General features: G+C 70.3%; 11 protein-coding genes and 1 pseudogene. 6 read left to right on the top strand and 6 right to left on the bottom strand.

Annotation, left to right across the window (positions count from 1 at the left end; translation table 11 throughout):
• The first annotated feature begins 5 nt into the window (after window positions 1–5).
• Both AB0937_RS37145 and AB0937_RS37140 read left to right on the top strand, forming a co-directional pair.
• Window positions 6–3,239: a sarcosine oxidase subunit alpha family protein gene (locus tag AB0937_RS37145; protein WP_366718409.1), complete on the top strand. Its 3,234-nt coding sequence runs from the start codon at window positions 6–8 to the stop codon at window positions 3,237–3,239.
• Window positions 3,232–3,837 (top strand): sarcosine oxidase subunit gamma family protein, encoded by a 606-nt coding sequence (locus tag AB0937_RS37140; RefSeq protein WP_366718407.1) that lies wholly within the window; start codon window positions 3,232–3,234, stop codon window positions 3,835–3,837. Before AB0937_RS37145 ends, AB0937_RS37140 begins: the two co-directional genes overlap by 8 nt.
• Window positions 3,838–3,933: 96 nt before the next feature.
• On the opposite strand, the gene AB0937_RS37135 is transcribed toward AB0937_RS37140, so the two are convergent.
• Window positions 3,934–4,725, bottom strand: coding sequence for an IclR family transcriptional regulator (locus AB0937_RS37135; protein WP_366718405.1), 792 nt, complete (start codon window positions 4,723–4,725; stop codon window positions 3,934–3,936).
• Window positions 4,726–4,780: 55 nt separating this feature from the next.
• A complete protein-coding gene (gene purU, locus AB0937_RS37130) occupies window positions 4,781–5,653 on the bottom strand; it encodes a formyltetrahydrofolate deformylase (protein ID WP_366718403.1) in 873 nt (290 codons plus the stop codon).
• Between the two features lie 193 nt (window positions 5,654–5,846).
• Here purU and AB0937_RS37125 point away from each other — a divergent pair, with 193 nt between their 5' ends.
• The 3 genes and pseudogenes from AB0937_RS37125 to AB0937_RS37115 all read left to right on the top strand — a co-directional run.
• The gene (locus tag AB0937_RS37125) at window positions 5,847–6,989 is read left to right on the top strand and encodes an aromatic ring-hydroxylating dioxygenase subunit alpha (RefSeq protein ID WP_366718401.1); all 1,143 of its coding nucleotides are present in this window, start codon (window positions 5,847–5,849) and stop codon (window positions 6,987–6,989) included.
• Between the two features lie 3 nt (window positions 6,990–6,992).
• Window positions 6,993–9,287: an FdhF/YdeP family oxidoreductase gene (locus AB0937_RS37120; protein WP_366718399.1), complete on the top strand. Its 2,295-nt coding sequence runs from the start codon at window positions 6,993–6,995 to the stop codon at window positions 9,285–9,287.
• A 68-nt stretch (window positions 9,288–9,355) separates the two neighbouring features.
• Window positions 9,356–9,670: pseudogene (locus AB0937_RS37115) on the top strand (IPT/TIG domain-containing protein); the annotation flags it as partial.
• A 591-nt stretch (window positions 9,671–10,261) separates the two neighbouring features.
• Here the strand turns inward: AB0937_RS37115 and AB0937_RS37110 are convergent.
• Complete coding sequence (locus AB0937_RS37110) at window positions 10,262–10,756, bottom strand: hypothetical protein (RefSeq protein WP_366718397.1); 495 nt, start codon at window positions 10,754–10,756, stop codon at window positions 10,262–10,264.
• Window positions 10,757–10,813: 57 nt separating this feature from the next.
• Between AB0937_RS37110 and AB0937_RS37105 the strand changes: the two genes are divergently transcribed.
• The gene (locus AB0937_RS37105; protein ID WP_366718395.1) at window positions 10,814–10,966 is read left to right on the top strand and encodes a transposase; all 153 of its coding nucleotides are present in this window, start codon (window positions 10,814–10,816) and stop codon (window positions 10,964–10,966) included.
• Window positions 10,967–11,027: 61 nt separating this feature from the next.
• On the opposite strand, the gene AB0937_RS37100 is transcribed toward AB0937_RS37105, so the two are convergent.
• The 3 genes from AB0937_RS37100 to AB0937_RS37090 form a co-directional block, all read right to left on the bottom strand.
• On the bottom strand, window positions 11,028–11,711 hold the full coding sequence (locus AB0937_RS37100) for a hypothetical protein (protein ID WP_366718393.1): 684 nt from the start codon (window positions 11,709–11,711) through the stop codon (window positions 11,028–11,030).
• A 69-nt stretch (window positions 11,712–11,780) separates the two neighbouring features.
• Window positions 11,781–11,906: a hypothetical protein gene (locus AB0937_RS37095; protein WP_366718391.1), complete on the bottom strand. Its 126-nt coding sequence runs from the start codon at window positions 11,904–11,906 to the stop codon at window positions 11,781–11,783.
• 175 nt (window positions 11,907–12,081) lie between these two features.
• Window positions 12,082–13,836 (bottom strand): ankyrin repeat domain-containing protein, encoded by a 1,755-nt coding sequence (locus tag AB0937_RS37090; protein WP_366718389.1) that lies wholly within the window; start codon window positions 13,834–13,836, stop codon window positions 12,082–12,084.
• Window positions 13,837–14,065: the final 229 nt, after the last annotated feature.

Below are 14,065 nucleotides of genomic sequence, written 5' to 3'. Positions count from 1 at the left end.
GATCCATGCTGCTGATCCCCTGCCCGTGGTGCGGACCTCGCGACGAGGCCGAGTTCCACTACGGCGGCCAGGCCCATGTGCCGTACCCGGAGGCCCCGGCGTCCCTCACCGACGAGGAGTGGGCCCGCTACCTCTTCTTCCGCGACAACCCCAGGGGCCCCTTCGCCGAGCGCTGGAGCCACGCCGCGGGCTGCCGCCGCTGGTTCAACGCCGTACGGGACACGTCGACGAACGAGATCCTGACGGTGTACCGGGCGGGGGAGGAGCGCCCGGTGATCTCTCAGCCGCGCTCAGCGCACCCAGCCCGTCCGGCGCTCGAGGACGAGGCCGTTCAGGCCGAAGCGGGGGTCCGGGGGCAGAGCCCCCAGCGGGGCCCGGAGGCAGAGCCCCTGGTTTCGGGAAGGGGCGGGGTGGGGGAGACAAACCAGCCCTTCCGCCACCCCACCCGAGGCCGAATCCACCGCGACCAGCCCCTCACCTTCACCTTCGACGGCACGGAGTACCAGGGCTACAGCGGCGACACCCTCGCCTCCGCCCTCCTCGCCAACGGCGTCATCCAGACCGGCACCAGCATCAAACTCGGCCGCCCCCGCGGCATCTTCTCGGCCGGCGTCGAGGAACCCAACGCGGTCGTCCAGATCGAGGAACCGTTCCCCGAGCCCATGCTCCCGGCCACCGTCGTCGAGCTCTACGACGGCCTCGTCGCGACCGGCCTCCCCGGCCAGGGCCGCCTCGCCACCGAACCGGACCCGGCCCGCTACGACGCCGTGCACACCCACTGCGACCTCCTGGTCGTCGGCGCCGGTCCGGCCGGCCTCGCCGCGGCGGCGGCCGCCGCCCGCTCCGGCGCCCGCGTCATCCTCGCCGATGACCAGCCGGACCCCGGCGGCAGCCTCCTCGGCACCGGCGAACTCCTCGACTGGGTGGCCGAGACGACCGCCCGGCTCGACGCCGCCCCCGACGTACGAGTCCTGCGCCGCACCACGGTCTTCGGCTACTACGACGACAACCACCTGCTCGCCGTCGAGCGCCGCACCAACCACCTCGGCGCTGCGGCTCCCGAGAAGATCTCCCGGGAGCGGGTCCACCGCATCCGGGCCCGGCACGTCGTCCTCGCCACCGGCGCCCATGAACGCTCGCTGGCCTTCGCGGACAACGACCGGCCCGGCGTGATGCTGGCCGCTTCGGCCCGCGCCTACGTCAACCGCCACGGCGTCCTGCCCGGCCGCCACGCGGTCGTCTTCACCACCAACGACAGCGCCTACCCGGTGGCGCTGGACCTCGCCGCGGCAGGCGTCGCCATCGAGGCAGTGGTCGACACCCGCCCCGAGCCGGGGGAGTGGGCGGAGCGTACCCGCCGGGCCGGCATCGAGGTGCTGACGGGCCATGCCGTCACCGCCACGGTCGGTGCCCCCCGTCTCACCGCCGTGACCGTCGCCCCGTACGGGGAGACAGCGGGGCGACGGGAGTTCGCCGCCGACCTGCTCCTGGTCTCGGGCGGCTGGAACCCGGTCGCGCACCTGTTCAGCCAGGCGGGCGGCAAGCTCCGCCACGACGAGGAGCTCGGCAGCTTCGTCCCCCACACCTCCCGCCAGGCCGTGGAGGTCGCGGGCGCCGCAAGCGGCGTCCTCGACCTGGCCCGGGTCCTCGCGCAGGGGGCGGCCGCGGGCGCCCGCGCGATCGAGGCCGAGGGCTACACCTCGGAGGCGCCCCGCCTGCCGCAGGTGGCGGCACAGCCGCAGACGCCGTCCATGCCGGTGTTCACCGTCCCCGGCCGGGAAGGCGCCCCGCGTTTCGTCGACCTCCAGCGCGACGTCACCGTGGACGACCTCGCCCGGGCGACCGGCGCCGGAATGCGCTCGGTCGAGCACACCAAGCGCTACACCACGGCCGGCACGGCCAACGACCAGGGCAAGACCTCCGGCGTCCTGGCCAGTGGTGTCGTTGCCGAACTGCTCGGCGTGGACATCTCGGCGCTCGGCACGACCACCTTCCGGCCCCCGTACACCCCCGTCTCCTTCGCCGCCCTCGCAGGCCGCGACCGCGGCGTGCTGAGCGACCCGGTCCGCACGACCGCCCTGCACGAGTGGCACGCCGGGCACGGCGCTCTCTTCGAGAACGTCGGCCAGTGGAAGCGGCCCTGGTACTACCCGCAGGACGGCGAGGACATGGAGACGGCCGTGCTGCGCGAATGCGCCGCCGCCCGCGAGGGCGTCGCCTTCATGGACGCCTCCACCCTCGGCAAGATCGACGTCCAGGGCCCGGCCGCCGCCGCCTTCCTCGACCTGCTCTACACCAACATGATGAGCACCCTGAAGGTCGGCATGATCCGCTACGGCGTGATGTGCCGCCCGGACGGGATGGTCTTCGACGACGGCACCGTCATCCGCCTCGGCCAGGACCGCTACCTGGTCACCACCACGACGGGCAACGCCGCCACCGTGCTGGACTGGATGGAGGAGTGGCTCCAGACCGAGTGGCCCGAGCTGAAGGTCCACTGCACCTCCGTGACCGAACAGTGGGCCACCGTCGCCCTGGTCGGTCCGAAGTCCCGCGAGGTGCTCGGCTCACTCGCGCCCCAACTGGCCGTGGCGAACGACGACTTCCCGTTCATGGCGTGGCGGGACACGACGGTCGCGGGCATCGAGGCCCGGGTGTGCCGGATCAGCTTCTCCGGCGAGCTGGCCTACGAGATCAACGTGTCGCCGTGGGAGGCCCTCGCCCTGTGGGAGGCGCTGTACGCGGCGGGCGCCCCGTACGGCATCACGCCCTACGGCACGGAGACCATGCACGTCCTGCGCGCGGAGAAGGGCTATCCGATCGTCGGACAGGACACCGACGGCACGGTGACGCCGCAGGATCTCGGCATGAGCTGGGCGGTGTCGAAGAAGAAGCCCGACTTCATCGGCAAGCGTTCCTTCGCCCGTGCCGACACCGCCCGCCCCGACCGCAAGCACCTGGTAGGTCTGCTCCCGGAGGACCCGGGCACGTTCCTCCCCGAGGGCACGCAGCTGGTCGCCGACAGCGTGCTGCCCTCACCCCCCGTTCCGATGCTCGGCCATGTCACGTCCAGCTACCGCAGCGCGGCCCTCGGCCGGACCTTCGCGCTCGCGCTGGTCAAGGGCGGACGCGAGCGCATCGGTGAGCGCCTCTACGCACCCGTCGGTGACCGGCTGGTCCCGGTGACCGTCGCGAGCCCCGTCCTCTACGACCCCGAGGGAGCCCGCCGCGATGGCTGACACCGCCCTTACCGCCCCGCTCCGCAGCCCCCTGTCGCACGCCACGGACCGGCTGGCCGCCGCGACCCGCACCTCGGGGGGCGCCGTCCGGCTGGCGGAACTCCCCTTCCTGACCCAGATCAACGTCCGCCTCGATCCCAAGGGAGCGGCGGCGGACGCCGTGGGGCTGGCGCTGGGCCTGCAACTGCCCGTCGAGCCCGGCACCGTCGTACGCGCCGGAGAGCTGACCGCGCTGTGGCTCGGCCCCGACGAGTGGCTCGTGGTGGGCCCGCCGGGCGGCCGGCGCGGCCTGGAGAGCCGGATCCGTGAGGCCGCCGGTGACGAGCCCGTGTCCGTCGTCGACGTCTCGGCTCAGCGCACCACGCTCCTCGTCGCCGGCCCCCGTGCCCGCGACCTGCTCGCCCACGGCTGCTCGCTCGACCTGCACACACGCGTCTTCGGCCCGGGCCGCTGCGCCCAGACGACCCTGGGCCGCACCCAGGTCGTCCTGGTGGCCCGTGACGACCCCAGGGCCGGGTTCTGGGTCCTGGTGCGCTCCTCCTTCGCCGGCTACCTGACGGACTGGCTGCTGGACGCCGCCGTGGAGTGGACGGGCTGACACGGGCACCACGAAGGCGGCGGTCGGAGACCCGGTGTCCGTCACCGGCTCTCCGACCGCCGCTCTGCGTGCGAGTCCTCTTCTGGCCGGCGAGCCTCAGCCCGTGTAACCGAGACGACGGCTGAGCTCGTCCGCTGCCGCGACGAGCAGTCGTGCCAGTTCGTGCATCCGCTCCTCGGTCATCCGGAAGGCCGGGCCCGACGCGCTGAGAGCGGCGACGACCTGCCCCTCGTCCGAACGTACGGGCGCGGACACGGCGTTGAGGCCCTCCTCGTATTCCTCCACGGTGACGGCGTAGCCCTGCTCGCGGGCCTCGGCGAGGTCCGCCTCCAGCTTCTTCCTGGACGTCACCGTGCGCGGTGTCATACGGGGCAGGCCGGTCTCGGCGAGGAGTTCGTCGCGGTCCTTGCGGTCGAGGTGGGCGAGGAGGATCTTGCCGCTCGACGTGCAGTGCAGCGGAGTCTGCCGTCCCACCCAGTTCTGCGCGGCGATGGCCGAGGTGCTGCGCACCTGGTAGAGGTTGATCGCGTGGTGGGACTCGAGGACGGCGATGTTCATCGTCTCGCCCACGTCGTCGATGAGACGCTCGCAGATGCCCCGCCCGTACCGGGTGACGGCGATACGGCCCGTCACCGCGCCGGCCAGGCGCACGACTCCGAAGCCGAGACGGTATTTGCCGCGCTCGCTCTCCTGTTCGACCATGCCGTGCGCTTCCAGGGCGCCGAGCAGGCGGAAGGCGGTGGACTTGTGGACGTCGATCGCCGCTGCCACTTCACTGACGCCCGCCTCGCCGTGCTGGGCGAGGATCTCCAGCACGGCGACAGCACGGTCAACGGACTGCACTCCGCCGCTCGGAGCGCCTGCGGACTCGGCACCGTGGTTGCTCATGGCGAAACCCTAGGTGAAATGGTCAACAGGTGTGAGGGCCGGTGGCCACTTTTCCTCAACGGAAAACGACGGTCCGGTTGCCATTGACCATGATGCGGCTCTGGCTGTGCCATTCCACCGCCCGTGCCAGGACCTGCGCTTCGACGTCACGCCCCAGGGCGACCAGGCTGTCCGGCCCCTGTGAGTGGCTCACTCGGACGACGTCCTGCTCGATGATGGGCCCCTCGTCGAGGTCCGGGGTGACGTAGTGGGCCGTCGCTCCGACGAGCTTGACGCCGCGCTCGTGCGCCTGGACGTAGGGCCGGGCGCCCTTGAAGCTCGGCAGGAACGAGTGGTGGATGTTGATCGCCCGGCCTTCCAGCTGTTTGCACAGGTCGTTCGACAGGATCTGCATGTAGCGGGCGAGGACCACCAGGTCGATGTCCAGCTCCTCGACGAGCTCGAGCAGTCGCGCCTCCGCCTCGGGCTTCGTCTCCCGGGTGACCGGCACGTGGTGGAACGGGATTCCGTAGCTCTCGGCGAGCGGCTGGAAGTCCCGGTGGTTGGAGACGATCGCCGGCACCTCGATGTTCAGTGCGCCGGTGCGGCAACGGAAGAGCAGGTCGTTCAGGCAGTGCCCGAACTTCGACACCATGATCAGCGTGCGCGTCGGGGTCGACGCCTCGAACAGCTGCCAGGAGATCCGGTACGCCTCCGCCACCGGGGCGAAGCCGGACTTCAGGTCCTCCAGCGTCATGCCCGGGTCCGTGACGTCGAAGTGCACCCGCATGAAGAAGCGGTCCTCGAGCCGGTCGTCGAACTGCTGGCTCTCCTGGATGTTCCCGGAGTGCCGGACGAGGAAGCCGGTGACGGCGTGGACGAGGCCCGAACGGTCGGGGCACGACAGAGTGAGGACGAACTCGCGGCCGGTGGCGGGTCCAAGAGACACAGAGCCCTCCCTGAGGGAAGTGCGTATTGCGCAACAGTGGGACTGATACGCAACATGGTCCCGGCTCTTGCGGTCCGTGGTCAAGGTCTTGACAGTGCTTCGGGCGGACTGCACTGTGAGTTGCGTAGCAAGAGGTCCGTTGCGTATGAGGCAACCACTCGCCCGACCGGGGCGCTTCACTCCGAGGTGAACCATGACTACGACCGGCCTGCCGGACAGCCTGATCGCGACCCTTCCCGGCGACCACTACACGGACCCGGAGATCTTCCGCCTGGAGCAGGAGCACATCTTCGAGTCCATGTGGTTCTGCGCGGCACGCTCGTCGGAACTGGCGACGCCGGGTGCGTTCCGGACCGTGGACGTCGGACGGGAGAGCGTCCTGCTGACCCGCTCCCGGGACCGCTCGGTCCGGGCCTTCTTCAACGTGTGCCGGCACCGGGGCGCGAAGCTGTGCACCGAGGAGTCCGGCGAGGTGAAGCGCGCCTTCCAGTGCCCGTACCACGCCTGGACCTACGACCTGAACGGCAAACTCGTCGCGGCCCCGAACCTGACCAAGATGCCCGACATCGGCCGCACCGAGTACGGCCTGGCCAGCGTGGCGGTCCGTGAGTGGCTCGGTTACGTGTGGGTGTGCCTCGCCGAGAACCCGCCGCCGTTCGAGAAGTCGGTGATCGCCGACGTGGTCGCGCGCCTGGGCGACGTCGAGTCCATCGAGCGCTACGACGTCGAGAGCCTGGAGGTCGGCCGGCGGATCGTCTACGACGTCCGGGCCAACTGGAAGCTCATCGTCGAGAACTTCATGGAGTGCTACCACTGCGCGACCATCCACCCGGAGCTCACCGAAGTGCTGCCGGAGTTCGCCGACGGGTACGCCGCGCAGTTCTACGTGGGGCACGGCGCCGAGTTCGGCGCGGACGTCCGGGGCTTCACCGTGGACGGCTCGGAGGGCCTGGACCGCATCCCGGGCGTCACCGAGGAACAGGACCGCCGGTACTACGCCATCACGGTGCGCCCGCAGGTGTTCATCAACCTCGTGCCCGACCACGTGATCTTCCACCGGATGTTCCCGGTCGCCGCGGATCGCACCATCGTCGAGTGCGACTGGCTGTACCTCAAGGGCGTGGTGGACAGCGGCCGGGACGTCAGCCGGTCGGTGGAGCTGTTCGACCGGGTCAACCGGCAGGACTTCGACGCCTGCGAGCGCTGCCAGCCGGCCATGAGCTCCCGGCTGTACGCCAAGGGCGGAGTCCTGGTGCCCAGCGAGCACCACATCGGCGAGTTCCACGACTGGGTCCAGGACCGTCTCGGAACCCGCGCGAACCTCGCGGAGCACTAGCCGATGGCCCGCAAGGCACCCGCCGAGGACCCCGGTGACTCCCGTCTGCGGGTGGGCCCGCCCGAGGACCACGCCGCGGGCCTCCCTGCGGTCACCTCCTCCCTGCGCCACGCCCACGCGCAGATGGGCGCCCGCCGCAGTCTGCTCACGCTGCTGAGCGTCAACCAGAAATCGGGCTTCGACTGCCCCGGATGCGCCTGGCCCGAGCCCGGGCACCGCCACCGCGCCGAGTTCTGCGAGAACGGCGCCAAGGCGGTGGCCGAGGAGGCCACCCTGCGCCGGGTCGGCCCCCGCTTCTTCGCCGAGCACACCCTTTCGGAGCTCGCCGGACGCAGTGACTACTGGCTCGGCCAGCAAGGCCGCCTGACGCACCCCCTGTACCGCCCGGCCGGCAGCGACCACTACCGGCCGGTCTCCTGGGGCGAGGCGTTCGCCGTCGTCGCCCGGGAGCTGCGCGCACTCGACTCACCGGACCAGGCGGCCTTCTACACCTCCGGCCGTGCGAGCAACGAGGCCGCCTTCGTCTACCAGCTCTTCGTCCGCCTCCTCGGCACCAACAACCTGCCCGACTGCTCCAACATGTGCCACGAGTCGAGCGGTTCGGCCCTGACCGAGACCATCGGCATCGGCAAGGGAAGCGTCCGGCTGGAGGACCTGTACGAGGCGGACCTGATCCTCGTCGTCGGGCAGAACCCGGGCACCAACCACCCCCGGATGCTCTCGGCACTCGAAACCGCCAAGGACCGGGGAGCCCGGATCATCTCGGTCAACCCCCTCCCCGAAGCCGGCCTGCTGCGCTTCAAGAACCCCCAGCGACCCTCCGGCGTACTGGGGAGCGGCACCCAACTCACCGACCTCTTCCTGCAGATCAGGCTCGGCGGCGACCAGGCCCTCTTCCAGGCCTTCAACCGCATGCTCCTGGAGACGGAGGACGACGCCCCCGGCACCGTCCTCGACCACGACTTCATCACCGCGCACACCCACGGTTTCGAGGACTTCGCCGACCAGGCCCGCACGACGCCCTGGGGCGACGTCCTGGAGGCCACCGGCCTGTCGGCGCGGGAGATCCGGGAGGCGTTCCAGGAGGTCCTGGCCGCCGAGAAGATCGTCGTCTGCTGGGCCATGGGCCTCACCCAGCACCGCCACTCGGTGCCGACCATCCGCGACGTCGTCAACTTCCTGCTCCTGCGCGGCAACATCGGACGCCCCGGCGCCGGACTCTGCCCCGTGCGCGGCCACTCCAACGTCCAGGGCGACCGGACGATGGGCATCCACGAGAAGCCGGACGCCGCTTTCCTCGACGCGCTCGGCGCGGAGTTCGGCTTCGAGCCGCCGCGCCCCCACGGCCACGACGCCGTGGAGACCATCCGGGCCATGCGGGACGGGCGGGTACGGGTCTTCGTCGCCCTCGGCGGCAACTTCGTCTCCGCCGCCCCCGACACCGAGCTGACCGAGCGCGCGCTGCGTTCCTGCGAGCTCACGGTGCAGATCTCCACCAAGCTCAACCGGTCCCACGCGGTGGCCGGCCGCCAGGCCCTCATCCTGCCCTGCCTGGGCCGCACCGAAGCCGACCTGAGGCCTGCCGGAGAGCAACAGGTGACGGTGGAGGACTCCATGGGCATGGTGCACCTCTCACGCGGCCGGCTGGTACCCGCCTCCGACGCCCTGCTGAGCGAGGTCGCGATCATCTGCCGGATGGCGGACGAGGCCCTCGCGGGCGACGGACCACACGTGCCGTGGGCTGACTTCGCGGCGGACTACGACCGGATCCGGGACAGGATCGCCCGGGTGATCCCCGGCTTCGAGGACTTCAACGCCCGGGTGCGGACACCGGGTGGCTTCGCCCTGCCGCACCCGCCCCGAGACGAGCGGCGCTTCCCCACCAGGACGGGACTGGCCAACTTCACCGTCAACCGGCTGGACGTCCTGCGCGTCCCGCCGGGGCGGCTCCTGCTGCAGACCCTCCGCTCGCACGACCAGTTCAACACCACCGTCTACGGACTGGACGACCGCTACCGCGGCATCAGCCAGGGCCGCAGAGTGCTGTTCGTCCACCCCGACGACCTCGCCGCACAGGGCCTGGCAGACGGCCAACCGGTCGACATCATCAGCGAGTTCTCCGACGGGGTCGAACGCCGGGCACCGGCCTTCCGAACGGTCTCCTACCCCACCCCGCGTGGCTGCTGTGCCGCCTACTTCCCCGAGACCAACGTCCTCGTTCCCCTGGACTCCACCGCGGACATCAGCAACACACCGACGTCCAAGTCGATCGTGGTCCGGCTGGAACGTGCGCGGTGATTGTTCCGTCCGCCACTCCCTCGCGTGACGCCGCGACACCGGCCTTGGCGGAGCCGACGGATCGTGCGAGCGTGACCACCGCGGGCGGCACCAACAACGGCCTGACCTACACCTACGTCGACACTCCGACGGTCGCGACCGTCAACCCCGCCTCGGGGCCGACCTCGGGCGGGACGGCGGTGACGATCACCGGTACCAACCTCGACACGACCGACTCGGTCACCTTCGACGGCGCCCCGGCACCGTTCTCGGTGATCAACGCCACCACATTGTCGGCGGTCACCCCGCCCGGCACCGCGGGTGCGGTCGATGTGGTGGTGACCAACCCCGCGGGGTCGGACACGGCAGTCGACGCGTTCACGTACGTGGCCGGCCCCGGTATCTGCCCCTTCCTCCCACGACGGGGCGCCGTGCCGTCGGCCCTGGTACGGCGCTTCGTCACCTGCCCGCCCCGAGACGGCCTCCACGGGCCCGGACACACACACCATCACTCCCTGACCCCCGGCTCAGGCAGACGTCGTGAGAACACGCATTCCCGCCACGGTTCTGCGCCAACTGCTGGAGTAGTGCCATCGGAGGCCTACGGGCTCATAGGGGCGCGGGATAGCTCGCGCGGGCATTTTCCCGGCGTAGGTGATTTCCTGCGGCGGGCTGGGGTACGGATCTGTCGTCGTTCTCCGAGGACGACTGGGGGAACGAGGGTGCGCGGGACGACGATGCACACCTCCGTGCGCTCAGCAGGCCGAGGGCACGCTGGGCAGGACTCCACGCGAGGCACGGTGCTCTCCTCGACCCTGGGTTACGCCGATGTCCGCGCGGACAGCCGGCGCCGTGTACGCATTCGAACCGGGCGATATGCCCGGCGGCGAGCCAGGAGGGGGGCGGACATGATCCCGCTCCGCGGCCATCGCGATCCCGTCAGCCCAGCACCGCCGAGTCGTGCGCCCGGGACCGGATTCCCCCGGCCACCACAGCTACCCGGGCCGGTGACACAGGAAGCAGCCTTCCCAGTAAGGAAGCCCGCTGAGGACACGGTGACGCGCGCAGGACGTCGTCGCCGCCCTGTCCGGCCCCGGGAAGTGCTGATATGGGCCGCTGCCGGCCGGCGGGGTGAAATGTTCCACCATGATCCTGAATTGGTCCAGGTGGTCACGCACGCGGGGCGGGTGATAGCCCAACTCGCTCCAGCGATGCCCGCTCGCCGCAAGTGCCGTGGCGCGCAGTACGAAGTCCTTGGACCGCGCGCGCTCGGACTCGCCGGTGCCCCAGTCGACCTCCTCCAGATGGAAACCGACCGCACCACGGCCCATCATGTTCTGGTCCTGCAAGGTCAGTAGCGCCGCGAAGCGAAGGTCCCAGGCCTCGCATGCAAGAGTTGACACAGCGAGCATCAGCACCTCGACAAACACCTCGGTGCCGCCATTGGACAGATCCAGCTCCCGGCCCCCACCGGAGAAGATGTTCGCCACCTCACCACCGTACCGCCGGACTGCGATCTCCCTGGCCTGCGCAGCTACTTCGCGGTGATGTGGCGGTTCCGTACCGGCAGCCCCTGGCGGGACGTGCCGGAGAGCTACGGCTCCTGGCCGAGGATCTACGACCGGCTCCGGATGCGGGCGCGTGAAGCGGTCTTCCCGACCCTATGGACGCGGGCGATCGGGAGGAGGGCGGCGGCCTGAAGCCCGTGGATCCGGGAGAGTCCGACGGTTCGTCAGCGCGGTCGCTCCTCGGGAGCCGCCGTCAATACGCGAGTTGCAGGAGCAAGGACTCGCCGTGGCCCCGGCGGCGTCGAACGTGACCACGCCAGCCGGCCAGAACCGCGATCAGTGTCCAGCCCACCGTGCCGGCGATCAGGCCACCCATCCGCTCCGCGGCGTCCACGTCATCCGCCTGCTCCATCGGCACCTCGCCCTCCGGATCACGAATGACGTCGAGCCGGTCGCCCACCTTGGGAACCCACACGTCACCGTTGTAGCCCAGCTTCTCTTCCAGCTCGCTTCCGTCCTTGGCCCGAAGGGTGAAGCGGTGATTGTTGCTCGACGTTCCGGCCGCACTGTCGGCCACGATGACGACGTTCTCCCGTACACCGCGCAACTCCAGTGCCGCTTCAGGCGCGTACTGCACGGCCCCGACGAGGACGAAGAGCGCCGGCACCGAGGACAGGACCGTCAGCCACAGGGCCCGATGGAGCAAAAGCAGCGCCACAGCGGACGCCAGGCACAGCACAAGACCGACTGTGATGGGGATCCATTCCGACCCCAACGTCAGGTACGCGACGCCGGCAGTGCCCACAGCGGTCGCCCACCCGAAAATCACCAGCGCGACGGTACGCCGCACCGACTTCCACGGTGCGACGGCCTCAGCGGGCGGCTCATCCGCACGGCCCGCCGGTGTCATCATGCTGCCGTGTATGCCACCTGGCATTCCCGCTCCTGTGTCGCTTGTTGCTGCCTGCTTCCTTCGGCAAGCACGTTACAGCGACTCAGGGACTGATCAGCTCGCCGTGCAGGTGATGCCTGGCGTGGACTGTTCGTCCTGATCCACCGACAGGTCCCACTGGAGTTTCACGGCGGTCCAGTGGGCGAGGTGGCGGCAGCATTCGGCGGCGTTGTCGTGCACGAACCAGTGTGGGGTCCTGGCAGGCCTTCTGCCGGTTGGAGCGGGCGCTGACCTGCTCCGGATGCCGTTCGTCGTCGTTCAGGCAGTTGGCGTGGATGCAGCACGCCGCGCCAAGCCGAGGAGGCGCTCCTGCTTCCCTGGGCATGTGCGCCTCCCCGGCCCATGGCTCGGGACCTCAGCGCTGGAGGTGCGAGGGCAGCGGCACCCAGCGGCGCGGGGCGTCGCGATCCGTGAGGTCCTGGCCGTCGTGGATCCTCAGCCCCGCCGCGGCACAGGCGTAGGCGAGTGTGTCGGCGTCGTGCGGGAAGGCGGACCGGCGCTGCCAGAAGCGGAAGTGCCAGTGCGTGGCCGGGTCGGGGCTGTCCGGCTGGAGGCCTATCTCCTCGTGCTCGACGACTTCGCCATCGCGGGCCAGGGTGCCGAATGTCCCGCCCTTGGGGTTGAAGTAGACGCCGTAGGCTGCGGTGCCCGCCGATATCGCACGCAGTACGGCGTCGTCGCTCGGCATATAGCCGTCCTGCGTGATCGCGCAGCCGCCAGGGGCCCCGGGCACCTCCGTCACGCCCACGTAGCGGAGGGACTCGTCGTAGTCCATCGGATCGAAGGGCGCATGCTCGGAGTCTGCTTTCGGGCACTGCGCGGGGTCGGCGCCGAGCCGCCGGATCACCTCGTCCTCGCTCAGGCCCGGCACGAAGCAGATGCCGAGTCCTTCGGTCCACAGCTCCTGCTCGCCGAAGGCCGCGATGAGCGCGTCCGCCGCTGTGAACGCCGCGGCTTCATCGGCGGGCAGTTCCACCGCCCCCGGTAGATCCGCGACGAGGGGTGCGAGCGAGGTCGTCAGCAGCAGCCGGCCCGGGGACCAGGGCCCGCTCTGTGGCGTCCACGCATCGGCCCCGGCGTCGATCAGCGCTTTGACACTGCCCTCGTCTACGCTGCAGGCGGCGTACCACAGCGGTGTGTGTCCGTCGTCGTCGCGTGCGTCGACCTCCGCGTGATGCGACAAGAGCGCGGCGACCGCTTCCGCTGCCCCTCGTTCCGCCGTCAGATGCAGCGGAGTGGTGCCAGGCCATCCGACGCGGGTGTCGGGCGGTGCCCCAGCCTCCAGCCGAGCACGGATCAGGGTCGCGTCCCCCCAGTCCTCGTAACCCAATTGCTGCCAGTCGGCCCGCGGCACAGAGCGCCTGCGGGCTTTCTCCTGGCGGCGCAGCATCTCGCGCTGGTGCCGAGTCAGGGGCGGCGCCAGGAAAGCAGGCGGTCCGCTCACCTCCATGTACCCGAAGGTGCCCGGTTGCTCTGACGGATCCGGCGGCTCTAGCCCCGGCCAGACCTCGAGCGCCCGCGCCGAGGCGGCATGGAGCGCCGCCACGTCGACCGAGGTGCGGGTCTCGGCAATCCCCTCGTCCGGCCACTCCACCACCAGCTGAGCCTCTCCGGCGGTTGGCAGCTCTGCCAGATACAGGTCGACGTCGGTCTTGAAGAGGGACCTGCGGGAAGGGTGCAAGCCGGGATCCAGCGGGATCAGCCCGATCGCTTGCGGTGTGGAAGCCACGGTCACCTGTCCCTGCGGACCGGTGATCTCCACACTCCGGTCTGTCGTGCCGTCCAGCGAGGTCACCCGGCGGCCGTCGGAGAACAGCAGACCCACCCGCAACCCGGACTGCCGCCCCGCAGCCGTGCTCTGTTGGCGGGTCCTGCGGAAGACCGCCAGATGCAGGGTGGCTGCCTGCGGCCACACGGACCATCCCGTAAGCAGCACCTTGGTGTCCGGACCGACGCCGAGCACCTCAAGCTGCGACAGCAGCGCCGGAGCGAACCAGTCAACCGGCGGCGCGTACCGCCCGGCGTCCACTTCCGGCGGGCCCAGCCTGACCCATACCGTCCGCTCGGCGGCCGGTTCCTCCGGTAACACCAGATCGTCGAAGAATCCCATGCACCGATCGTGGCAGAGGGGTCTGACAGTGAGGATGCAGGCGGCATCGCTCGGGGGCCTGACTCTGGGTCTGACTGGCGCTTCGGCTGTCTGTGTGTTGAATCGTCGGCCCTCGGGTGATGCCATCGCGTGTGCTCGCGGGTGTCCGTGACCTCATAGGAGCCTGTCGGAAAGACAACGGCTTCTCGGTACTCCAGCAGCGTTTCGCCATCTGACCGGGTCAGATGGC

It is taken from the genome of Streptomyces sp. NPDC047880, assembly GCF_040706515.1.
GTDB lineage: Bacteria > Actinomycetota > Actinomycetes > Streptomycetales > Streptomycetaceae > Streptomyces.
This window is presented reverse-complemented; position numbering and strand designations above follow the sequence as displayed.